Annotated in this window: 21 protein-coding genes; 12 read left to right on the plus strand and 9 right to left on the minus strand. The window is 66.6% G+C overall.

Annotation, left to right across the window (positions count from 1 at the left end):
* Nucleotides 1–15: 15 nt before the first annotated feature.
* Nucleotides 16–498, plus strand: a complete 483-nt coding sequence (locus tag QE395_RS06880; protein ID WP_306988177.1) for a glutathione peroxidase — start codon at nucleotides 16–18, stop codon at nucleotides 496–498.
* 4 nt (nucleotides 499–502) lie between these two features.
* Here the strand turns inward: QE395_RS06880 and QE395_RS06885 are convergent, their stop codons facing one another.
* Together QE395_RS06885 and QE395_RS06890 are read right to left on the minus strand one after the other, a co-directional pair.
* Nucleotides 503–1,282, minus strand: coding sequence for a ferredoxin--NADP reductase (locus QE395_RS06885; RefSeq protein ID WP_306988180.1), 780 nt, complete (start codon nucleotides 1,280–1,282; stop codon nucleotides 503–505).
* Between the two features lie 71 nt (nucleotides 1,283–1,353).
* A complete protein-coding gene (locus QE395_RS06890; RefSeq protein WP_068853025.1) occupies nucleotides 1,354–3,225 on the minus strand; it encodes an ABC transporter ATP-binding protein in 1,872 nt (623 codons plus the stop codon).
* A 189-nt stretch (nucleotides 3,226–3,414) separates the two neighbouring features.
* On the opposite strand from QE395_RS06890, the gene QE395_RS06895 reads away from it, so the two are divergent.
* Together QE395_RS06895 and QE395_RS06900 are read left to right on the plus strand one after the other, a co-directional pair.
* Nucleotides 3,415–4,932: a fumarate hydratase gene (locus tag QE395_RS06895; protein ID WP_068853024.1), complete on the plus strand. Its 1,518-nt coding sequence runs from the start codon at nucleotides 3,415–3,417 to the stop codon at nucleotides 4,930–4,932.
* A gap of 89 nt (nucleotides 4,933–5,021) precedes the next feature.
* Nucleotides 5,022–5,657, plus strand: coding sequence for a glutathione S-transferase family protein (locus QE395_RS06900; protein WP_068853023.1), 636 nt, complete (start codon nucleotides 5,022–5,024; stop codon nucleotides 5,655–5,657).
* Between the two features lie 40 nt (nucleotides 5,658–5,697).
* Here QE395_RS06900 and QE395_RS06905 read toward each other — a convergent pair whose 3' ends face one another.
* A complete protein-coding gene (locus tag QE395_RS06905) occupies nucleotides 5,698–6,855 on the minus strand; it encodes a phospholipase A (RefSeq protein ID WP_093532517.1) in 1,158 nt (385 codons plus the stop codon).
* 140 nt (nucleotides 6,856–6,995) lie between these two features.
* Complete coding sequence (locus tag QE395_RS06910; RefSeq protein ID WP_095362769.1) at nucleotides 6,996–7,481, minus strand: DUF456 domain-containing protein; 486 nt, start codon at nucleotides 7,479–7,481, stop codon at nucleotides 6,996–6,998.
* Nucleotides 7,482–7,711: 230 nt separating this feature from the next.
* Between QE395_RS06910 and QE395_RS06915 the strand changes: the two genes are divergently transcribed.
* Nucleotides 7,712–7,915, plus strand: a complete 204-nt coding sequence (locus QE395_RS06915) for a cold-shock protein (RefSeq protein WP_095362768.1) — start codon at nucleotides 7,712–7,714, stop codon at nucleotides 7,913–7,915.
* Nucleotides 7,916–8,000: 85 nt separating this feature from the next.
* Here the strand turns inward: QE395_RS06915 and QE395_RS06920 are convergent, their stop codons facing one another.
* Nucleotides 8,001–8,495 (minus strand): glycine zipper 2TM domain-containing protein, encoded by a 495-nt coding sequence (locus tag QE395_RS06920; protein ID WP_068853017.1) that lies wholly within the window; start codon nucleotides 8,493–8,495, stop codon nucleotides 8,001–8,003.
* Nucleotides 8,496–8,616: 121 nt separating this feature from the next.
* On the minus strand, nucleotides 8,617–9,054 hold the full coding sequence (locus QE395_RS06925; RefSeq protein WP_210130604.1) for a cytochrome c: 438 nt from the start codon (nucleotides 9,052–9,054) through the stop codon (nucleotides 8,617–8,619).
* A gap of 94 nt (nucleotides 9,055–9,148) precedes the next feature.
* Between QE395_RS06925 and QE395_RS06930 the strand changes: the two genes are divergently transcribed.
* On the plus strand, nucleotides 9,149–9,940 hold the full coding sequence (locus QE395_RS06930; protein ID WP_249832773.1) for a tRNA threonylcarbamoyladenosine dehydratase: 792 nt from the start codon (nucleotides 9,149–9,151) through the stop codon (nucleotides 9,938–9,940).
* A gap of 59 nt (nucleotides 9,941–9,999) precedes the next feature.
* Here QE395_RS06930 and QE395_RS06935 read toward each other — a convergent pair whose 3' ends face one another.
* Together QE395_RS06935 and QE395_RS06940 are read right to left on the minus strand one after the other, a co-directional pair.
* Nucleotides 10,000–10,764, minus strand: coding sequence for a TatD family hydrolase (locus QE395_RS06935; RefSeq protein ID WP_095362766.1), 765 nt, complete (start codon nucleotides 10,762–10,764; stop codon nucleotides 10,000–10,002).
* Entirely contained in the window at nucleotides 10,761–10,982 is a 222-nt protein-coding gene (locus QE395_RS06940) for a DUF6116 family protein (RefSeq protein WP_068853007.1), read from the minus strand. The genes QE395_RS06935 and QE395_RS06940 overlap by 4 nt, the downstream gene beginning before the upstream one ends.
* Nucleotides 10,983–11,143: 161 nt before the next feature.
* On the opposite strand from QE395_RS06940, the gene QE395_RS06945 reads away from it, so the two are divergent.
* From QE395_RS06945 to QE395_RS06975, 7 genes are all read left to right on the plus strand, one after another.
* Complete coding sequence (locus QE395_RS06945; protein ID WP_095362765.1) at nucleotides 11,144–11,968, plus strand: glycine zipper 2TM domain-containing protein; 825 nt, start codon at nucleotides 11,144–11,146, stop codon at nucleotides 11,966–11,968.
* 94 nt (nucleotides 11,969–12,062) lie between these two features.
* Nucleotides 12,063–12,596 (plus strand): GNAT family N-acetyltransferase, encoded by a 534-nt coding sequence (locus QE395_RS06950; protein WP_095362764.1) that lies wholly within the window; start codon nucleotides 12,063–12,065, stop codon nucleotides 12,594–12,596.
* Nucleotides 12,597–12,692: 96 nt separating this feature from the next.
* A complete protein-coding gene (locus tag QE395_RS06955; protein ID WP_095362763.1) occupies nucleotides 12,693–14,972 on the plus strand; it encodes a thiamine pyrophosphate-dependent enzyme in 2,280 nt (759 codons plus the stop codon).
* 3 nt (nucleotides 14,973–14,975) lie between these two features.
* Nucleotides 14,976–16,919, plus strand: coding sequence for an asparagine synthase (glutamine-hydrolyzing) (asnB, locus tag QE395_RS06960; RefSeq protein WP_306988186.1), 1,944 nt, complete (start codon nucleotides 14,976–14,978; stop codon nucleotides 16,917–16,919).
* A 147-nt stretch (nucleotides 16,920–17,066) separates the two neighbouring features.
* Complete coding sequence (locus tag QE395_RS06965; RefSeq protein WP_093532523.1) at nucleotides 17,067–17,627, plus strand: NAD(P)H-dependent oxidoreductase; 561 nt, start codon at nucleotides 17,067–17,069, stop codon at nucleotides 17,625–17,627.
* Between the two features lie 242 nt (nucleotides 17,628–17,869).
* Nucleotides 17,870–19,294 carry a replicative DNA helicase gene (locus QE395_RS06970; protein ID WP_068852994.1) on the plus strand — a complete coding sequence of 475 codons (1,425 nt, stop codon included), beginning with the start codon at nucleotides 17,870–17,872 and terminating at the stop codon, nucleotides 19,292–19,294.
* 104 nt (nucleotides 19,295–19,398) lie between these two features.
* On the plus strand, nucleotides 19,399–19,617 hold the full coding sequence (locus QE395_RS06975; RefSeq protein ID WP_249832772.1) for a hypothetical protein: 219 nt from the start codon (nucleotides 19,399–19,401) through the stop codon (nucleotides 19,615–19,617).
* Between the two features lie 197 nt (nucleotides 19,618–19,814).
* Here the strand turns inward: QE395_RS06975 and lpdA are convergent, their stop codons facing one another.
* Nucleotides 19,815–21,251 (minus strand): dihydrolipoyl dehydrogenase, encoded by a 1,437-nt coding sequence (gene lpdA, locus QE395_RS06980; protein WP_068852991.1) that lies wholly within the window; start codon nucleotides 21,249–21,251, stop codon nucleotides 19,815–19,817.
* Nucleotides 21,252–21,288 lie beyond the last annotated feature (37 nt).

Below are 21,288 nucleotides of genomic sequence, written 5' to 3' on the forward strand. Positions count from 1 at the left end.
CCCTGGAGCACGACCATGACCACCGCCTTCGATTTCTCGTTCGTGGACCTGGACGGCCGGAAGCAGGACCTTGACCAGTACCGTGGCAAGGCGCTGCTGCTGGTAAACGTAGCCAGCAAATGCGGCTTCACGCCCCAGTACAAGGGCCTGGAGGAGGTGTGGCGTGAATATCGCGACCAGGGCCTGGTGGTGATCGGGTTTCCGTGCGACCAGTTCGGCCACCAGGAACCCGGCAACGCGGACGAGATCCGCAGTTTCTGCTCGCTGACCTATGAGGTGGACTTTCCGCTCTCGGAGAAGATCGAGGTCAACGGGGATGGCGCGCACCCGCTGTGGAAATGGCTCAAGGCCGAGAAGTCCGGCCTGCTGGGCATCGACGCGATCAAATGGAACTTCAGCAAGTTCCTGGTCGGCCGTGATGGCAAGGTGCTCGAACGCTACGCCCCCACGGACAAACCGGAAAACCTGCGCGGCGATATCGAAGCCGCGCTGGAGTAGTCATTTACTTTTCGACGAACGCGCGCTCGAAGACGTAGTGGCCGGGCGTACCGATCCGCGGCGAAGTCTGGAAGCCACGGGCGTCCAGCACGCTGCGCAGGTCGGCCAGCATCTGCGGGCTGCCGCAGATCATGGCGCGGTCGTTTTCCGGGCTCAGTTCGGGCAGGCCCAGGGTGCGCTGCATCTCGCCGCTTTCCATCAGCGAGGTCAGCCGGCCCTGGTTCGGGAACGGTTCGCGGGTCACCGCCGGGTAGTAGAGCAGCTTGTCGCCGATCAGCTCGCCCAGGAACTCATGCTCGCGCAGTTCCTTCTCGAACAGCTCGCGGTAGGCCAGGTCCTTTTCGTAGCGCACGCCGTGGGTCAGGATCACCTTGTCGAAGCGCTCGTAGGTTTCCGGGTCCTTGATCACCGACAGCCAAGGCGCCAGGCCGGTGCCGGTGCCCAGCAGGTACAGGTGCTTGCCCGGGTGCAGGTCGCTGATCAGCAGGGTGCCGGTGGGCTTTTTGCCAACCAGCACCTTGTCGCCCGGCTTGATGTGCTGCAGGCGCGAGGTCAGCGGGCCGTCCTGGACCTTGATGCTGAAGAATTCCAGGTTCTCTTCCCAGTTCGCGCTGGCGATGGAGTACGCACGCAGCAGCGGCCGCGCTTCGGTTTCCAGGCCGATCATCACGAACTGGCCGTTCTCGAAGCGGAAACCGCTGTCGCGGGTCGTGGTGAAGCTGAAGTAGGCGTCGGTCCAGTGACGGACCTCAAGCACCGTTTCGGCGCCGAAAGCGGAAGACATGGGGAGGGGGTCTGATCTGTGTTGTCCCGCCCAGTTTATCTCAAATGAGATAAATTCTCATTGAACCCCGTTCAGCGATATCCCGCAGCCTGCAGTTCGAACAGCTCGGCGTAGCGGCCTCCCTGCGCCATCAGCTGGGCGTGGGTGCCACTGGCCTCGATCCGCCCACCGGCCAGCACCAGGATCCGGTCGGCCATGCGCACCGAGGAGAACCGGTGCGAGATCAGCACCGCGGTGCGGTTGTCGGACAGCTCCTTGAAGCGCTGGAACACCTCGAATTCGGCGCGCGCATCCAGCGCGGCAGTGGGTTCGTCCAGGATCATCACCTGCGCATCGCGCATGTAGGCGCGGGCGATGGCGATCTTCTGCCACTGGCCGCCGGACAGGTCCACGCCCTGCTTGAAGCGGCGCCCGATCAGCTGCTCGTAGCCCTGCGGCAGCCCGGCGATCACATCTTCGGCCATGCCACGGCGCGCGGCGTCGCGGATGCGCGCATCGTCGGTCATCGCTTCGACCAGGCCCACCCCGATGTTCTCGCCGGCACTGAGGTTGTAGCGCACGAAATCCTGGAAGATCACCCCCATGTTGGCGCGCAGGTCGTCCAGGTCGTAGTCGCGCAAGTCGCGGCCGTCGAGCAGGATGCGGCCTTCGTCCGGGTCGTACAGCCGCGCCAGCAGCTTCACCAGCGTGGTCTTGCCGGCGCCGTTCTCGCCGACCAGGGCCAGCACTTCGCCCGCCCGCAGCTCGAAATCCAGATGGCGAACCGCCCAGCTTTCCGCGTCGGGATACTGGAAGCCCACGTTCTCGAACACGAAGCCCTGGGTGATCGGCTGCGGCACCGGCACCGCGTCCGGGCGCGAATGGATTTCCGGCTGGATCTGGAAGAACGAGAACAGGTCGTCCAGGTACAGCGCCTGGCTGGCCACCTGCGAGAAGCCGATCAGCAGGCCTTCCAGCAGCTGGCGCAGGCGCAGGAAGCTGCCGGCCAGGAAGGTCAGGTCGCCGATGGAGAAGTCGCCGCGCACCGTGCGCCAGGCGATGTAGGCATAGGCGGTGTAGTAGCCGAGCGTACCCAGGGCGGCCAGCAGGGTGCCCCAGAACGCGCGTTTGCGTGCCAGCGCGCGGTTGGCGCGGAAGAACTTGTCGGCCAGGAACCGGTAGCGGTCGATCAGGAAGCGGTGGAGGTTGAAGATCTTCACCTCCTTGGCGGTTTCCACGCTGGCACCTATCTGGCGCAGGTAATCCAGCTGGCGGCGCTCGGGGGTCCACTGGAAGTTGAGGCTGTAGCCGGCCGCGTTGAAGTGCGATTCGCCGATGAACGCCGGCACCAGTGCCACGCCCAGCAGCAGGATCAACCACGGCGCGTAGACCAGCAGGCCCACCGCCAGGCTGGCCACGGTGATGGCGTCCTGGACCTGGCCGAACAGCTGGCTCATCAGGTTCATCCGGCCCATGGTCTGGCGCCGGGCGCGGTCCAGCTTGTCCTGCAGGTCCGGGTCCTCGAAGTCCTCCAGGTCCAGTTCTGCCGCGTGTTCCATCAGGCGCACGCTGGTGACGTTGGTGAACAGCTCCGAGAGCAGGGTGTCGGCGTAGCTGACGATGCGGCCGAGCAGGTCCGAGGCGATGGCCAGGCCGAATTCCAGCGCCAGCAGGCCCAGCAGGGGATTGAGCAGGCCGCTGTACAGCGCTTCATCGAACGGCGGGAAGCCGGCCTCGTGCCGGCTCAGCAGCAGCGCCGCATCGATGATGAGCTTGCCCACGTACAGCATCGCCACCGGCAGCAGCGCACGGATGACGCGCAGCCCCAGGCTGGCGCTGGCCAGTGCCGGGCTGGTCTGCCAGACCTGGCGCAGGAACGGGGGCAGGTTGCGCATCGCCTGGAAGCGTTCGCGCAGGCTGGGATTCTTCGGGCCGGAAGCGCCGGCGGCGGGGGAGGCGGGCATGGCCCCATTGTGCCTGCCATCGCTGTGAAGCCCGGTTGTTTACCAAGGGGCGTCATCCTGTAAGTCCGGCCGGGAATGCCTGCTGTGACAGGGCCCGGCGCAGTTGTCGGGAGTGATTCCCACCACCGCCGGGCCGGGGCGCTAAAATGGTGGGCTTACCCCCGCCATCCCCGAGCAAGCGAGCATTACGTGACATCGATCAAGCAGGAAGACCTCATTCAGTCCATCGCCGACGCGCTGCAGTACATCTCGTACTACCACCCGGTCGACTACATCAAGAGCCTCACCGCCGCCTACGAGCGCGAGGAGTCGCCGGCCGCGAAGGAAGCGATGGCCCAGATCCTGATCAATTCCCGCATGTGCGCCGAAGGCCATCGGCCGATCTGCCAGGACACCGGCATCGTCACCGTGTTCCTGGAAGTGGGCATGAACGTGCGCTGGGACGACGCCACCATGAGCCTGGAAGACATGGCCAATGAAGGCGTGCGTCGCGCGTACAACCACCCGGACAACAAGCTGCGCGCCTCGGTGCTGGCCGATCCGGCCGGCAAGCGCGTCAATACGAAGGACAACACCCCGGGCGTGGTCAACATGAAGATCGTGCCGGGCGACACCGTGGACGTGATCGTGGCGGCCAAGGGCGGCGGCTCCGAAGCCAAGAGCAAGTTCGCCATGCTCAACCCGTCCGACTCCATCGTCGACTGGGTGCTCAAGACCGTGCCGACCATGGGCGCCGGCTGGTGCCCGCCAGGCATGCTCGGCATCGGCATCGGTGGCACTGCTGAAAAGGCGATGCTGCTGGCCAAGGAATCGCTGATGGAGCCGATCGACATCAACGAACTCAAGGCCCGTGGCGCCTCCAACCGCGCCGAAGAACTGCGCCTGGAGCTGTACGACAAGGTCAACGCGCTGGGCATCGGCGCACAGGGCCTGGGCGGCCTGACCACGGTGCTGGACATCAAGGTCAAGGACTTCCCGACCCACGCGGCCAACCTGCCGGTGGCGATGATCCCCAACTGCGCCGCCACCCGCCACGCCCACTTCACCCTGGACGGCAGCGGCCCGGTGATGCTGGACCCGCCGTCGCTGGAAGACTGGCCGCAGATCACCTACGACGCCTCCAAGGGCACCCGCGTCGACCTGGATACCATCACCCCGGAAGACGTGGCCAGCTGGAAGCCGGGCCAGACCCTGCTGCTCAACGGCAAGCTGCTCACCGGCCGCGATGCCGCGCACAAGCGCATGGTGGACATGCTCAACAAGGGCGAGCCGCTGCCGGTCGACCTCAAGGGCCGCTTCATCTATTACGTGGGCCCGGTCGATCCGGTGCGCGAGGAAGTGGTGGGCCCGGCCGGCCCGACCACCGCCACCCGCATGGACAAGTTCACCCGCCAGGTGCTGGAACAGACCGGCCTGCTGGGCATGGTCGGCAAGGCCGAGCGCGGCCCGGCCGCGATCGAGGCGATCCGTGACAACAAGTCGGCTTACCTGATGGCGGTGGGCGGTTCTGCCTACCTGGTGTCCAAGGCGATCAAGGCGGCCAAGGTGGTCGGCTTTGCCGACCTGGGCATGGAAGCGATCTACGAATTCACCGTGCAGGACATGCCGGTGACCGTGGCGGTGGATTCCACGGGTGAATCGGTGCACATCACCGGCCCGCGCGAATGGCAGGCGAAGATCGGCAGGATCCCGGTGGTCGTGGCCTGATGCTTCTTGAACAACGGCGCTTCTGGGCGCCGTTGTTCGTTCTACCGGCGCGCGCATAATCAGGGCCTTCCCAACCGCAGGTCCCGCGCATGGCCACCACGTTGTACGGATCCTCCAGCACCGCCTCGCTGGTAGTGCACTGGCTGCTGATCGAACTGGGCATCGAGCACAAACTGGTGCTGCTCGATTTCGATACCCGCGAGCAGAAATCGGCCGATTACCTTGCCCTCAACCCGGCCGGTCGCGTGCCCACGCTGGTGATCGGCAGCCAGGTCCTGACCGAAGCGGCGGCGATCGCCCTGCACCTGGCCGACCTGCACCCGCAGGCGGGGCTGCTGCCGGCGCCGGGCACGCCCGAGCGTGCACAGGCCTACCGCTGGATGTTCTGGTGCGCCAACACCCTGCAGCCGGCGTATCGCGCGTGGTTCTATGCCGATGAAGTGGCCGGTGCGGACAACGTGGACGCGGTACGCGAGGGCGCGCGCCAGCAGCTGGAAGCGGGGTGGGCACGGTTCGCCGAGCACCTGCAGCAGGCGGGGCCGTACGTGCTGGGCGAACGCATCAGCGTGGTCGATTTCATGCTGGTGATGCTGATGCGCTGGTCACGCAACATGCCGCGCCCCAGCGATACCTGGCCGGAACTGAAGGCCTACGCAGAGCGCATCAAAGCGCGCCCGGCGTTCGCCGAAGCCTACCGCCGCGAAGGCATCACCGACTGGCGGTGATACCGCGTAGCGCCGCGCCCTGCGTGGCTGCGGCGCAGCGTCAGTACCACTCCAGCAACGACACACCCAGGCCGATGTAGGTCGCCTTGTGGTTGTAATCGATCATGCTTTCGCCGTACCCATCGAAGATCTGCACATGCCCGCGCAGCAGGTTGCTGATCGGGAAGCCGTAATCCAGCTGCAGCGCCCCGTGCGAACGGTCGCCGCCGCGCAGTGAATGCCGTGCCATCAGCGAAACTTCGTGGCCGTTGCGGTTCCAGGTCAGGGTCGCGTCGCCGCGGCCCATGTAATCCTCGATGTCCGGATTGTTGTCGTCTTCGCGGTCTTCGGGCAGGCGGTACCACGGGCGCAGCACCAGCGCCCAGTTTTCGCGGTCCAGGCCGATGTTGGCGATGACCCGGTTCCAGCTGCGCGACAGCGGGTCGGCGCGGCCGTTGGACATGTGGGTGAGGCTGAGCCCGCTCATGCGCCCGCGCCAGCCGCCGATGGAATAGCCGTTGCGGAAGACCATCATGATCTCCGGCTCGTAATTGGTTTCGCGGAACGGGCGCGAGTTGTCGGCGTTGTAGGCCTGCCAGCGCGAGCTCTGGGTATACCCGGCCCAGATGTCGCCGTTGTCGCCGAACACGTTCTCCCAGACCTTGGTCTTGAAGCTCAGCTGGAACTTCAGCTCGTTGCTGTCCAGCTGCTGCGGCGTGGTCACCGTGTTGTCCGGATTGGGCGAGTGCGGCATCTGGTTCTTGTCGCTGGTCCAGAACGCGGGCAGCAGGTACACCGGCTTGTAGGCGCGCAGCTGGAACGCCCCCAGCTTGGAGTCCTGCGCCAGTTCCCAGCGGCTGTCCAGCAACGAACCCTTGCCGGCATTGGCCAGCGCGGAATCATGGCCATCGTTCTTGAACACCTCGCCCAGCCGCTGCTTGACCCGTTCGGTGGCCGGGGCCTCGGGCGTACGCGCCGCCTGGCGCTCTTCGCGACGCTCCTGCTTGGCGGCGGTGGCAGCGGCATCGGCCGCCTGGGTGGTTTCCAGCGTGGGCCGGAACAGCTTGTCGTAGCAGGCCAGGCGGGCCACGTCGGTGCCCACCAGCGCGCAGGCTTCAGGCGATGCCGGCGTCGGCGCGGCTTCCTGGGCGGCCAGCGGCAGGCTGGCGCTGGCCAGCGCCAAGGCAGAGAACAGGGCCGAACGTGGGCGGTGGGTCATGGAGGCGGGCCGATGAATGGAGGGGAGCGCGGACAGTGTGGCGGCTGCCCGACGTTCCCGCCAGCGCAACGCGACGCACTGACGGTATCAGCGCGTTTATGCCGGTGTCCCCCGTGCGCGCAACGTGAAGCTGGCCGGGCTCAGAAGAACCAGGCGAACGCGAAGATGCCCAGCATCGCGATCACCAGCGCCAGCTTGAGCGCGAACCCCAGCAGGATGCCCAGCCAGGTAGCCAACCCCACCTTGGTGGACCGGCCGAGTTCGCGCGTATGCCAGTACTCGCCGAACAATGCGCCGGCCAGTGGTCCGGCGAACAGGCCGATCGGCATGAAGAACAAGCCGACGATGCTGCCGATGAACGTACCCCACAGCGCCTTGCGGCTGGCCCCGACCCGCTTGGCGCCCACTACCGTGGCCAACACGTCCACGGCGAAGGAGGCCAGCGTCAGCAGCCCGAGCACGGTCAGCGGTACCCAGCCCACATGCACGAAGCCGTCGCCCCAGGCCGCGACCAGCAGGCCGGCGAAGACCAGCGGGATCCCGGGCAGGGCGGGCAGGATGATGCCGGCGATGCCCACCAGGACCAGCACCACGGCGATCAGGTAAAAGATGAATGAAGGGTCCATGCTGTCCAGTATGGTCGTCTATTTGGGGTTGACATATGTGAAATAAGCCAGTTGCTTTTTCATTTTGCCCGGGTTAAGTTGCAGACGCTGAGCTTGGCAAGGTCACCGTGGATCGTGGCCTGATGATGGTAGATCTTCCGATCCGCTCCATCGATGCACCTCGCTTCCCCCTTGCTTGTCAGCCGCCCACAAGGCGTAACCAACTACAGGTCAGTCAGGGAGTAAGGAAGATGGTAGAGAAGGGCACCGTCAAGTGGTTCAATGACGCGAAGGGTTTCGGTTTCATCAGCCGTGAAAGCGGTGAGGACGTGTTCGTACACTTCCGTGCAATCGATTCCCAAGGCTTCAAGAGTCTGAAGGAAGGCCAAGCGGTCGAGTTTGAAGTGACCCAGGGCCAGAAGGGACTGCAGGCCGACAAGGTGCGCCCGCTCTAAGCGCGCACTGCTCCGGTCTGATCGGAACATGGAAAGGGCCCGCGCAAGCGGGCCCTTTGCTTTCACGCTGCAGCGGTGTAGTGGGTCAGCGCAGGACCACGCGACCGTTGACCACGCGTACGTAGGTGTTCTCGCGGATCCCGCCGAGGTCACGCTGGTTGACCACTACGGTGCGGCCGTCGTCCATGCGCACGGTGATGTCGAAGGTATCGCTGGTCACGTTCTTCTGGATCTGGTTGCCGGCAAGCGCACCGCCCACCGCGCCCGCAGCGGCGGCGATGTTCTGGTTGCCCTTGCTGCCGCCGGTGTGGTCGGAGATCTCATGGCCGGCCACGGCGCCGACCAGGCCGCCCAGGATCGCGCCGGTGGCGCTCGGTGCCGTTCGGCCGGAGGCCACCTGGTTGATGCGGGTCACGATGCCGCAATCGGCGCAGCGGTTGGTGTTGTAGTTGCCGCTGTTGTTATAGCCGTTGTTGTAGCCGTTGTTGTTGTAGCCGCCGCCGTAGCCAGGCGAGGTGGTGGCACAGCCGGCCAGCGCGACGGTAGCGACGGCGGCGGCAGCAATGAGTTGGATCTTCATGGTGGTTCTCCTGGCCAGAAGGGGTGGTCGTGAATGCGTCTGGGGCGCATGGCGCAGATCCTGTCCTGTCCCGCGTGAACAGGGTGCCAATCCGGCCACCGCTTCGTGGCTGCCAGATGAATCAGCGGAAATCCTGGTGGCAGGCCTTGCAGTCGGTCTGGATTTTCTCGACCAGCTGGCCCATGGCCACGCAATCGGTCGGCGGCGCGGCCAGCGCGGTGTTGAGCGTGGCGCGCAGGCCGCTGGCGTGCTGCTGGAACTGCGCGCTGTCCTTCAGGTCGGGGAACGCAAGGTCCAGGTCGTTGGACAGCGAGCGCAGCGTCTGCAGGCGCGGCACGCTGTCGGCCAGGCTGCAGCGGTTCTGCGCCTGCGCATCGCGCAACAGCGCCACCTGGCGCTCCATCACGTGCATCAGGCTGCCGGGGAACGGGTCCTGGCGGGCCTGGATCGCGCGGGACACCATCACGGTGGCGACCAGGCCGATCACCAGCCCCAGGCCTGCGACAAACAGATAGCGGTAAGCGGCGGACGGGCGGCGGGTGGGGACGGGGGAATTCATGCGGGTGGCTTCCTTGTGGGTGGCTCGCAGCATCCTACCGCTGGCCGCATCACGAACGTACGTGGCGGGCGCTGGGCCGTCTAAAATGGGCGGCATGAACGACGTATTGCGCGAACGCTTTGCCGGCATCGACCGGTTGTATGGGGTGGGCACCGTGGACCAGCTGTCGCAGCGCCGGGTGGCGGTGGTCGGCATGGGCGGGGTGGGCTCGTGGGTGGTGGAAGCGCTGGCGCGCACGGCGGTGGGGCACCTGACCCTGATCGACGCCGACGACATCTGCGTGTCCAACACCAACCGCCAGCTGCCAGCACTGGCCGGGCAGTACGGGCGCAACAAGGCCGAGGCGATGGCCGAGCGCTGCGTGGCGATCAACCCGGACATCAGCGTTGATGCGGTTGCCTCGTTCCTGACCGTGTCGAACATGGTCGAGCTGCTCGACTGCGACTTCGACCTGGTCATCGACGCCTGCGACAGCTTCCGGGTCAAGGTGGAAACCATTGCCTGGTGCCGCCGCCGCAAGCTGCCCATCCTCACCGTGGGCGCGGCCGGTGGCCGTACCGACCCGACCCTGGTGCGTATCCGTGACGTCTCGCGCACCGAGCACGACGCCATGCTGGCCCTGATCCGCAAGAAGCTGCGCAGCGATTTCAACTTCCCGAAGAACGCCTCGCGCTACTTCGGCGTACCGGCGGTGTACTCGCTGGAAAACGTGAAGTACCCGCAGGCCGATGGCAGCGTGTGCGGGGTACGCCCACAGCTGGGTGCCGATGCCGCGTTGAAGCTCGACTGCGGCGCCGGGCTGGGCGCAGCCACGCATATCACCGGCGCGTTCGCGTTCGCGGCAGTGGGCAAGGCGTTGGAGATGCTGCTGAAGAAGAAGTCGTAGAGCCACGCCCCGCGTGGCTGCTTTTCGCCGGACACCGCGCGGCCACGCAGGGCGTGGCTCTACGGGAGGGCGAACAGCCGGCGTGCGTTGGCGGAAGTCTGGTCGGCAATTGCCTCCACCGTTTCGCCGCGCAACTTCGCCACGGTTTCGGCAATCACCGTCAGCCGCGCCGGCTCATTGCGCTCGCCGCGGATGCCGGCGTCCGGCTGGTCCGGCGCATCGGTTTCCAGCAGCAGCTGCTCCAGCGGCAGCTGTGCCACCAGTCGCTGCAGGCGCTGGGCACGGTCATAGGTCAGCGGACCGCCCAGGCCGACCAGGAAACCGAGTTTGTGCAGCTGCGCGGCCTGTTCCGGGCTGCCCGGGAAGCTGTGGATCACGCCACGTAATCCGCCGACCTGTTTGATTGCCGCGATCACCGCATCCACCGCGCGCCGGGCATGTACGATCACCGGCAGGTCGAACTCGCGCGCGATCCGCAACTGCCCGTCGAAGTAAAACTGCTGCTGTTCGGCATCCAGGCCTTCCACGAAGAAATCCAGTCCGCATTCGCCCACCGCACACGGCTGCTCGCGGGCGATCCACTCGCGCAGCTGGTCCAGGTGCTCCGGGCGATGCTGATCCAGGAACATGGGGTGCAGCCCATACGCCGGATACAGCCCGTCGGCCAGCTGGCAGGTCTCACGCAGCTTGGGCCAGCTGGCGGCGGTCACCGCGGGCACCACCTGTGTTCGAACACCTGCCGCCTGCGCGCGCGCGATCACTTGGGCGCGGTCGTGGTCGAATTCGTCCGCGTCCAGATGGCAGTGGCTGTCGATCAGGCTCACGCGTCGCGCCGGTCCAGGCGCGGCGGCAGGGTGTCGCTGCGGCGCTTCCAGTTTGCCAGCAGCAGCGTGCCCAGCCCGAACAGGATTTCATCCACGAACGGAATCGGGTCTGGAATGAACAGCGTTACCGCGAACAGCGCCGCGGTGATCTTGAACAGTGTGGGGTAACGCAGTCCGCGTGCCCATTTCATGACAGGTAGCAGCAGGGGACCGGGCATCGCACTCTCCTCGACAAGTGGTGTAAACGCTATCACGAGCCCTGCGACGACAGAACCTGAATGGGGAGGCGGGTCGTAAGCGTCATGTGGAGATACCGTTCAGGGTTCGCATGCTGGAATCCGCATCAAGAACGTTGCGGATCGCCCGCAGGGAGTCGGATATGAAAAGCACAACTACTACTGTCCTGGTCGCTGCAGGCGCCCTGCTGGTCGGGGGCATCGCCACCGCCGCCTTCATGAAAAGCGGTAGCTCCACCGACCCGGTTACCGCCGCACAGACCCGCCCGAACCTGGACACCACGCCGCTGGCCGACGATGGTGCGCGCACCGACGAACTCGCCGTGGACAAGGCCGGCCGGCTGGAATACGCCGACGTGGTCAAGGTCGATCCGCTGACCCAGAAGGAAAAGGCCTACGCCACCGTGATCGGCACCGAACCGGTGCGTGAGACCTCCACCACCCAGACCCCGCACGAGGTCTGCAACGATGTGGTGGTGCAGGAACGCCTGCCCGAGCGCGACGGCAATGTCGGCGGCACCGTGGCCGGCGCCGTCATCGGCGGCCTGCTGGGCAACCAGGTGGGCGGCGGCAATGGCCGCAAGGCCGCCACCGCAGCCGGCGCCGTTGCTGGCGGCGTGATCGGCAACCAGGTGGACAAGCGCCATGTCGGTGGCCGCGTGGTCAACCGCACCGAGCGCCAGTGCCACACCGAAACGGCCACCTCCGAATCGACCAAGGTCACCGGCTACAACGTGACCTACCGCAATGAAGACGGCACCACCGGCACCATGCGCATGGCCAGCAAGCCGGGCAACCGCATCGCCATGGGCACCACCAGCAACGTCACCGGCTACAACGTGACCTACCGCTACGACGGCGTTGAAAAGACCGTCAAGATGGCCAACAAGCCCAGCAGCGACCGTCTGCCGGTCGTGGACGGCCAGCTGGTCACCCAGACCGCCGCGCTGGATACCGCCCGTCAGTAATCGGTGCGCTGTGCAGCAGGTACGAAGAGGCCGGCATCTTGCCGGCCTCTTTCGTTCTGCGAAGATGGCACCCGGCTTACCAACGGGGTACCCCATGAGCATTTTCGATCTGCGCCTGGAAACCGACCGGCTGATCCTGCGCCCGCCACGCGCGGAGGACTTCGACGCCTTCCTGCAGTTCTGCACCGATCCGCAGGTGATGCAGCACCTCGGCGGCGTGCAGGCGCCGTCCCAGGCCTGGCGCAGTTTCAGCTGCCTGGTGGGCAGTTGGCACCTGTATGGCTTCTCGATGTTCTCGGTGATCGAGAAGAGCAGCGGCGACTGGGTGGGGCGCATGGGGCCGTGGCAACCGCTGGACTGGCCTGGGACCGAAGTCGGCTGGAGCATCCGCCACGCCAGCTGGGGAAGGGGCTACGCACCGGAGGCGGCGGTGGCGGCCATCGACTGGGCGTTCGACACGCTCGGCTGGGACGAGGTGATCCACACCATCGATGCGGCCAACGAGAACTCCAAGGTCGTCGCGCGCAAGCTCGGCAGCACGCTGCTGCGCATGGGCGAGCTGCCGCCGCCGCACGATGGCAAGCCGATCGAGATCTGGGGACAGTCGCGCCACCAGTGGCGTGTCTAACGGGGACGGAGGAGGTTAAGTCCACTTAACCACCTCCGTCCCCTTTTTGGGCGATGCTCGGTGCGGTCGTCCGTTCGGCTCAGCTGGAGGGTGTGCATGGTTGCCGTGGTTCCCGATCCGATTCCCGCGCGCATGAAGGGCCTGAACCGGGCCGAGGTCTGCGACGCCAACTTCATTGAGTTCGTGCAGCGCTGGGACGGACAGGCAGCACCCCGGCCCGGCGGCGACGCGCCGATCCTGCCGGGCAGCACGCTGGATGCGCAGGGCTTCGATGCGCTGTTCGAGTCGCAGCTGGTCAGCCGCCACCTGGACCTGATGGCGCGCGTGCTGCGCGTGCAGAACAAGGTTTTCTACACCATCGGTTCGTCTGGCCACGAGGGCAATGCGCTGGTGGCGCGGCTGGCCCGGCACACCGATCCGGCGTTCCTGCACTACCGCTCCGGCGCGTTCATGGCCGAGCGCTTCCGCCAGCTGCCGGGCATGGACCCGGTGATGGACGCGGCGCTGTCCTTCGCTGCCAGCCGCGACGATCCGGCCAGCGGCGGGCGCCACAAGGTCTGGGGCAGCAAACCGCTGTGGGTGCTGCCGCAGACCTCCACCATTGCCTCGCACCTGCCCAAGGCGTTGGGCACCGCGCTGGCCATTGAAACCGCGCGCCGCGTCGGCCATGGCCTGCCGATTCCCGACGACAGCGTAGTGATCTGTTCCTTCGGCGATGCCTCGGCCAACCATGCCACCGCGCAGACCGCGTTCAACACCGCCGCCTGGGCCGCTTACCAGCGCCTGCCGGCACCGGTGCTGTTCGTGTGCGAGGACAATGGCATCGGCATTTCGGTGAAAACGCCGGATGGGTGGATTGCCGACAGCTTCAGTCACCGGCCCGGCCTGGACTACTTCTTCGCCGATGGCCTGGACCTGGCCAGCGGCCACGCGCAGGTGCAACGCGCGCTGGAGCATTGCCGCCGCACCCGTCGCCCGACGTTCCTGCACCTGCGCACCACGCGGTTGATGGGCCACGCGGGGACGGATTTCGAGATCGAGTGGCGGCCGCTGCCGGAGCTGTGCGCGGCAGAGGCGGCCGATCCACTGCTGCGCTCGGCGCAGATCGCGTTGGAGTCCGGTTGGATGACGCCCGCCCAGGTGCTGGCGCGTTATGAGGCGATGCGCGCGCGCTGCTTCGCTGCCGCCGACGTGGCCGACCAGCGGCCCAAGCTGGGCGAGCTGGCCGAGATCATGGCGCCGCTGGCGCCATACTCCCCCGCTGCCGTGCATGCCGAAGCCCGCCGCGTGCCGGCGGCGGAGGCGCGCGAAGCGGTGTTCGGCAGCGCGGCGCAGTTGCCGGAACGGCAGCCACCGCGGCACCTGGCGATCCAGATCAACCAGGCCCTGCACGACCTGCTGTGCAAGTACCCCTCGTCACTGCTGTTCGGCGAGGACGTCGCGCAGAAGGGCGGGGTGTACACGGTCAGCAAGGGGCTGCTGAAAGCCTTCGGCCCGCGCCGGGTGTTCAACACGCTGCTGGATGAAACCATGATCCTGGGCATGGCCCAGGGCCTGGCCAACCTTGGCATGCTGCCGATCCCGGAAATCCAGTACCTGGCCTACCTGCACAACGCCGCCGACCAGCTGCGCGGCGAGGCCTGTTCGCTGCAGTTCTTTTCCAACGACCAGTACCGCAACCCGATGCTGGTGCGTATTGCCGGGCTGGGCTACCAGAAAGGCTTCGGCGGCCACTTCCACAACGACAACTCGATCGCCGCGCTGCGCGACATCCCCGGGCTGGTGGTGGGCTGCCCCTCGCGCGGCGATGACGCGGCGATGATGCTGCGCACGCTGGCGGCGCTGGCCCATGTGGATGGGCGGGTGGCGGTGTTCCTGGAGCCGATTGCGCTGTACATGACCAAGGACCTGCACGTACCCGGTGATGGCCAGTGGCTGTTCCCATACCCCGCGCCGGACCAGGCGCTGGTGCTGGGCGAGGGGCGGGTATACGCAGCCGAGGCCAACGACCTGGTGATCTTCACCTACGGTAACGGGGTGCCGATGAGCCTGCGCGCGGCGCGCACCATTGAAGCCGAACTGGGCTGGCAGGTGCGGGTGGTCGACCTGCGCTGGCTGGTGCCGCTCAACGCCGGCTTCATTGCCGGGCAGGCTGCCGATGCCCAGCGGGTGCTGGTGGTGGACGAGGGCCGGCACAGCGCAGGGGTGGGCGAGGGGGTGATCACCGCGCTGGTCGAGGCCGGCTTCGGCCACCTGCCGCTGCAGCGGGTGTGCGGGGCCGATACCTACACACCGCTCGCGGGGGCAGCAATGTGCGTGCTTCCAAGCGACAATGCGGTAACAAGCGCCGCGCGGGTGTTGGCGCAGGACCATTGACGCATGTGTGGACTGGCAGGAATGTTGCTGGCCGCCCCGGTACGGGAGCAGGCCGCGTTGGAACAGCAGGCGCGCCGCATGGGCGATGCGCTGCTGCACCGTGGTCCCGATGACAGCGGGGTGTGGGCCGACGCGGCCAGCGGCATCGCGCTGGCGCACCGCCGGCTGAGCATCCTGGACCTGTCGCCGCTGGGCCACCAGCCGATGGCGTCCGACGATGGCCGCTATGTGCTGGCCTACAACGGCGAAGTCTACAACTTCGCCGCGCTGCGGCTGGAGCTGGAGGCGCGCGGCCACGCCTTCCGTGGGCATTCCGACACCGAAGTGCTGCTGGCCGCGTTCGTGGCCTGGGGCCTGGACGAGACCCTGCAGCGTGCCAACGGCATGTTCGCCATCGCCCTGTGGGACCGCGCCGAGCAGTGCCTGTGGCTGGCCCGCGACCGGGTCGGCAAAAAGCCGCTGTACTACGGCTGGGCCGGCGATACGCTGGTGTTCGGCTCGGAACTGAAGGCGCTGTGGCAGCACCCCGCGTTCGACAACGATATCGACCGCGACGCGCTGACCCTGCTGATGCGGTTGGACTACATTCCGGCCCCGCACTGCATTCACGAACGCTGTTTCAAGCTGATGCCGGGCCGGGCGCTGCGCCTGGATGCCGCCGCGGTGGCCGCCGGTGCGGCCGCGCACCGCCCCGACCAGCAGCAGCTGCCGTTCTGGAATGCGCGGGAGCGCATGCAGCAGGCGCTGGCCTCGCCGTTCGTGGGCAGCGACGAGGAGGCCGAGAACCAGCTCGATGCCCTGCTGCGCGATGCGGTCGGGCTGCGCATGGTAGCCGACGTGCCGGTGGGCGTGTTCCTCTCTGGCGGTACCGATTCGTCGGTGGTGGCGGCACTGATGCAGTCGCAGTCGTCCACGCCGATCCACAGTTTCAGCATCGGGTTCCAGGGCTCCGACCACGATGAGGCGCCGCTGGCCAAGGCCCTGGCCACCCACCTGGGCACCGACCACACCGAGCTGTATGTCAGCGGCGCCGATGCGCTGGCGGTGGTGCCGGCGCTGCCGGCGATGTTCGACGAGCCCTTCGCCGATGCCTCGCAGGTGCCGACCGCGCTGGTGGCACGGCTGGCGCGCAGCGCGGTGACCGTGGCGCTGTCCGGCGACGGCGGCGATGAGCTGTTCTTCGGCTACAGCCGCTACCAGCGCGCGCTGCGCAACTGGACGCTGCTGGGCCGGGTGCCGGCGCCGCTGCGGCGCTGGATGGCCGCCCATTCGCAGACCCAGGGCGAGGCCTCGCGCACCGGCGGCCTGGCTGCGCTGCTGGCCGAAACCGGGGCGCGCGGCATCGGCGATGTGTACCGCAACCGCATTTCGCGCTGGCGCGACCCGGTGTCCGCGGTGATCGGCGCGCGCGGCGCGGGCAGCTTCTATGACCTGGCCGACCCGCTGCACGGCGCCGGCTCGCCGGCCGACGCGATGATGCTGGCCGATTTCAGTACGTACCTGCCTGATGACCTGCTGTGCAAGGTGGACCGCACCAGCATGGCGGTCAGCCTGGAGGCGCGGGCGCCGCTGCTGGACTGGCGCGTGGCCGAGTTCGCCTGGTCGCTGCCGCTGTCGATGAAGCAGCGCGATGGGGTGAGCAAGTACATGCTGAAGCGGGTGCTGGGCCGTTACGTGCCGCAGGACATGGTGCACCGGCCCAAGCGCGGGTTTGGTGCGCCGGTCAGCGCATGGTTGAAGGGCGACCTGCGCGACTGGGCCGATGAACTGCTGGATCCGGTGCGGTTGCAGGCCGAAGGGGTGTTCCATGTGGATGCCATTGTTCCCCTGTGGAAGCAGTTCCAGCAGGGCGAGCGCAAATGGCATACCCATCTGTGGAACGTGCTGATGTTCCAGGCCTGGCAGGCGCATTGGAAAGAGGCGAGGGCGGCGGTTCCGCGCGCGTGACCGGCACCGCGCCGGACACGCATGGCGTGTCCCTACGCCCGGGGATGGCAGCGTAGCGACACGCCATGCGTGTCCCATGGACGCCTTCACCGTGCGCAACACCTGTCATGCCTACGCTGGTCGTTCCCCCCCGAACGGAGCTCCTTCATGGCAACCCCCACCATCGCCGTGCTGGTCGGCAGCCTGCGCACCGGCTCGCACAACCAGGCCCTGGCCCATGCGCTGGAGAAGCTGGCCGCCGGAAAGGCCAGTTTCGAGTACGTGCAGATCGGCGACCTGCCGCTGTACAACCAGGACTTCGACAAGGATTACCCGGCCGAAGGCCTTCGCCTGAAGGAGCAGATCAAGAAGGCCGATGCGGTGCTGTTCGTCACCCCCGAATACAACCGTTCGGTGCCCGGGGTGCTCAAGAACGCCATCGACATCGGCTCGCGGCCGTACGGCCACAGCGCCTTCGCCGGCAAGCCGGCGGCCGTCATCGGCGCCTCCATCGGCGCCATCGGCACCGCGCTGGCCCAGCAGCACCTGCGCAACATCCTGGCCTACCTGGACATGCCGGTGCTGGGCCAGCCCGAAGCGTTCATTCATTTCAAGGAAGGGCTGATCGACGGGCAGGGAACCATCAGCAACGAGGGCACCCGCGACTTCCTGCAGGGCTTCGTGGACAAGTTCCTGGCGTGGATCGCCACCCACGGCGGTCAGCATTGAACCCGGTGGTTCTGCGATAATGCGCGGCAACGCGCACGACCCACGGTCGTGCGCTACCCGACAGGGTCGGCATCCGGCCGGTCACGCGGACCTGCAACCGGTAGGGCACGACCGTTGTTCGTGCCGTCTGCGCCCGGTACGCAAGGCTATCCACCGCTTATCCACAGGGTTGTGCATGGCTGTGGCGGCCGCTCCGTGCCTACCATGTCCCTCGCTCCACTCTGCAGGAAGAACACCCCCTCATGTCCGCCCGCTCCGGCTTCCGTTCCGACCGCAAAGACCGCGGTGACCGCTTTGATCGCGACGAGATGCGCATCGACGCGCTGCGCGTGCCTCCGCATTCGATCGAGGCCGAACAGGCGGTGCTGGGCGGCTTGATGCTGGCCCCGGAAAGCTACGACCGGATCAACGACCAGCTGACCGAAACCGACTTCTACCGGCGCGACCACCAGACCATCTACCGGGCGATCCGCGAGCTGTCCGAGCGCGACCGCCCGTTCGATGCGGTGACCCTGGGCGAGTGGTTCGAATCGCAGGGCAAGATGGAACTGGTCGGCGATGGCGCCTACCTGATCGAACTGGCCAGCACCACCCCGTCGGCGGCCAACATCTCGGCCTATGCCGAGATCGTGCGCGACAAGGCGGTGCTGCGGCAGCTGATCCAGGTCGGCACCGACATCGTCAACGATGGTTTCCAGCCGGAAGGCCGCGAGAGCAGCGAACTGCTGTCGGCCGCGGAAAAATCGGTGTTCGCCATCGCCGAGCAGGGCGCGCGTGGCCGCACCGATTTCGTGGCGATGCCCGGCGCGCTGAAGGACGCCTTCGAAGAGCTGCGCAACCGCTTCGAGAACGGCGGCAACATCACCGGCCTGCCCACCGGCTACGCCGACTTCGACGCGATGACCGCCGGCCTGCAGCCGACCGACCTGATCATCCTGGCCGCGCGACCGGCCATGGGCAAGACCACCTTCGCGCTGAACATCGCCGAGTACGCCGCCATCAAGTCCAAGAAGGGCGTGGCGGTGTTCTCGATGGAAATGTCGGCGTCGCAGCTGGCCATGCGCCTGATTTCCTCCAACGGCCGCATCAACGCCCAGCGCCTGCGTACCGGCCAGCTGGAAGACGAGGACTGGAGCCGGGTCACCGGCGCCATCCGCATGCTGAAGGAAACCAAGATCTTCATCGACGACACGCCGGGCGTGTCGCCGGAGATCCTGCGCTCCAAGTGCCGCCGCCTCAAGCGCGAGCATGACCTGGGGTTGATCGTGATCGACTACCTGCAGCTGATGAGCGTGCCGGGCAACAGCGAAAACCGCGCCACCGAAATCTCGGAAATCTCGCGTTCGCTCAAGGGCCTGGCCAAGGAACTGAACGTGCCGGTGATCGCACTGTCCCAGCTCAACCGCTCGCTGGAAACCCGAACCGACAAACGCCCGGTGATGGCCGACCTTCGCGAATCCGGCGCAATCGAGCAGGACGCGGACATGATCGTGTTCATCTACCGCGACGATTACTACAACAAGGAAAATTCCCCGGACAAGGGGCTGGCCGAGATCATCATCGGCAAGCACAGAGGCGGCCCGACCGGCTCGTGCAAGCTCAAGTTCTTCGGCGAGTACACCCGGTTCGACAACCTCTCGCACGATTCGGTGGGGTCTTTCGAATAAGGTTTCGTCGGCGGATCCGGGGTTTCGTCGCAAACCGGTTGAACCCGGCCGGGCAGGGCGGCAACGTGGTCCTGCCGCGGCAAGGTGCCGCCCTGGAGACCGTCATGAAGACCCTGTTCGCGCTCGGCGTGTGGTGCCTGCTGTTCGTCCTGTACTGGCCGCTGGCGATCCTGGCCCTGCTGGCCTGGCCGTTCGTGTGGCTGCTGAGCCTGCCGTTCCGCCTGGTCGGCATCACCTTCTCGGCGCTGTTCGCGTTCCTGGGTGCACTGCTCATGCTGCCCGCACGCCTGCTGGGTGGCGGCCGCATGGCGACAGCACGGTAGAGCCGACTGTCAGTCGGCCATAGCACGGTAGAGCCGACTGTCAGTCGGCTATCGCGCGCAGCGCGGTGTTCCGGGATCGCGCCTACGGCAGCCGACTGACAGTCGGCTCTACGCGGGGCAATGCGTCGAGTGGACGGCGTACGCCCACAAAAAACCCCGCCGAGGCGGGGTTTTTCGTTGCATCACCACGGGGCCGGTCAGTTGGCCTTGTGGATCGCGCGCTTGCTCACGGCCATGGCGGCGTCGTGGACGACTTCCGACAGGGACGGGTGGGCGTGGCAGATGCGGGCCAGGTCGTCGGCCGAACCACTGAACTCCATGGTCAGCACGCCTTCGTGGACCAGCTCGGACACGTTCGCGCCGACCAGGTGCATGCCCAGGATGCGGTCGGTCTCGGCGTGGGCCAGGACCTTGACGAAGCCAGCCGGCTCGATCATCGCCACGGCGCGGCCGTTGGCGGCGAACGGGAAGCTGCCGGCCTTGTACGGAATGCCTTCGGCCTTCAGCTGCTCTTCGGTCTTGCCTACCCAGGCCAGTTCCGGCTCGGTGTAGATGACCCACGGAATGGTGTCCATGTTGACGTGGCCCGGCAGGCCCGCGATCAGCTCGGCTACCGCGATGCCTTCCTCGAAGCCCTTGTGCGCCAGCATCGGGCCGCGCACGCAGTCGCCGACCGCCCACACGCCATCAACGCCGGTGTGGCAATGGTCGTCCACTTCGATCTGGCCACGCTCGTTGACCTTCACGCCGGTACCTTCGGCCAGCAGGCCCTTGGTCGCGGCGCGGCGGCCGACGGCCACCAGCAGCTTGTCCACCACCAGGCTCTTTTCGCCTTCGGCGTCGGTGTAGGTCAGGGCGACTTCCTTCTTCTTGCCCTTGCCGGTCACTTCGGCCTTGGATACCTTGGCACCCAGACGGATGTCCAGGCCCTGCTTCTTGAATTCCTTGGCGGCAACCTTGCCCACTTCGGCATCGGCAGCGGCCAGGAAGGTCGGCAGCGCTTCCAGGATGGTCACTTCGGCGCCGAGGCGCTTCCACACGCTGCCCAGTTCCAGGCCGATCACACCGGCGCCGATCACGGCCAGGCGCGCCGGGACTTCGGTGAAGTCCAGGCCGCCGACGTTGTCGACGATGGTCTCGCCGTCGAACTTGGCGAACGGCAGTTCGATCGAATCCGAACCGGCGGCGATGATCACGTTGGTGCCCTTGAGCTCGACGACTTCGCCGTCGTGCTGGGTGACCTTGACCACGTTGCCCGGCTGCAGTTCACCGAAACCGTAGTAGGCGGTGACCTTGTTGGCCTTGAACAGCATGGCGATGCCGCCGGTGAACTGCTTGACGATCTTGTCCTTGCGGCCAACCATCGCCTCGACGTCCATCTTGGCGTCCTTGAAGCTGATGCCGTGGTCGCCAAAGATGTGGCCCATGTTCCAGAACTGGCGCGAGGAGTCCAGCAGCGCCTTGGACGGGATGCAGCCCACGCGCAGGCAGGTACCGCCCAGCGCCGGCTTGCCATCCTTGCCGAGGGCAGCGTCGATGCAGGCGGTCTTCAGACCCAGCTGCGCGGCGCGGATGGCGGCGTGGTAGCCGGCCGGACCGGCACCGATGACGACAACGTCGAATTGTTCAGCCATTGAAAATTCCTTGATGCTTTACCAGAACCCCTCCGCG

This window comes from Stenotrophomonas sp. SORGH_AS_0282 (assembly GCF_030818125.1).
GTDB lineage: Bacteria > Pseudomonadota > Gammaproteobacteria > Xanthomonadales > Xanthomonadaceae > Stenotrophomonas > Stenotrophomonas rhizophila_A.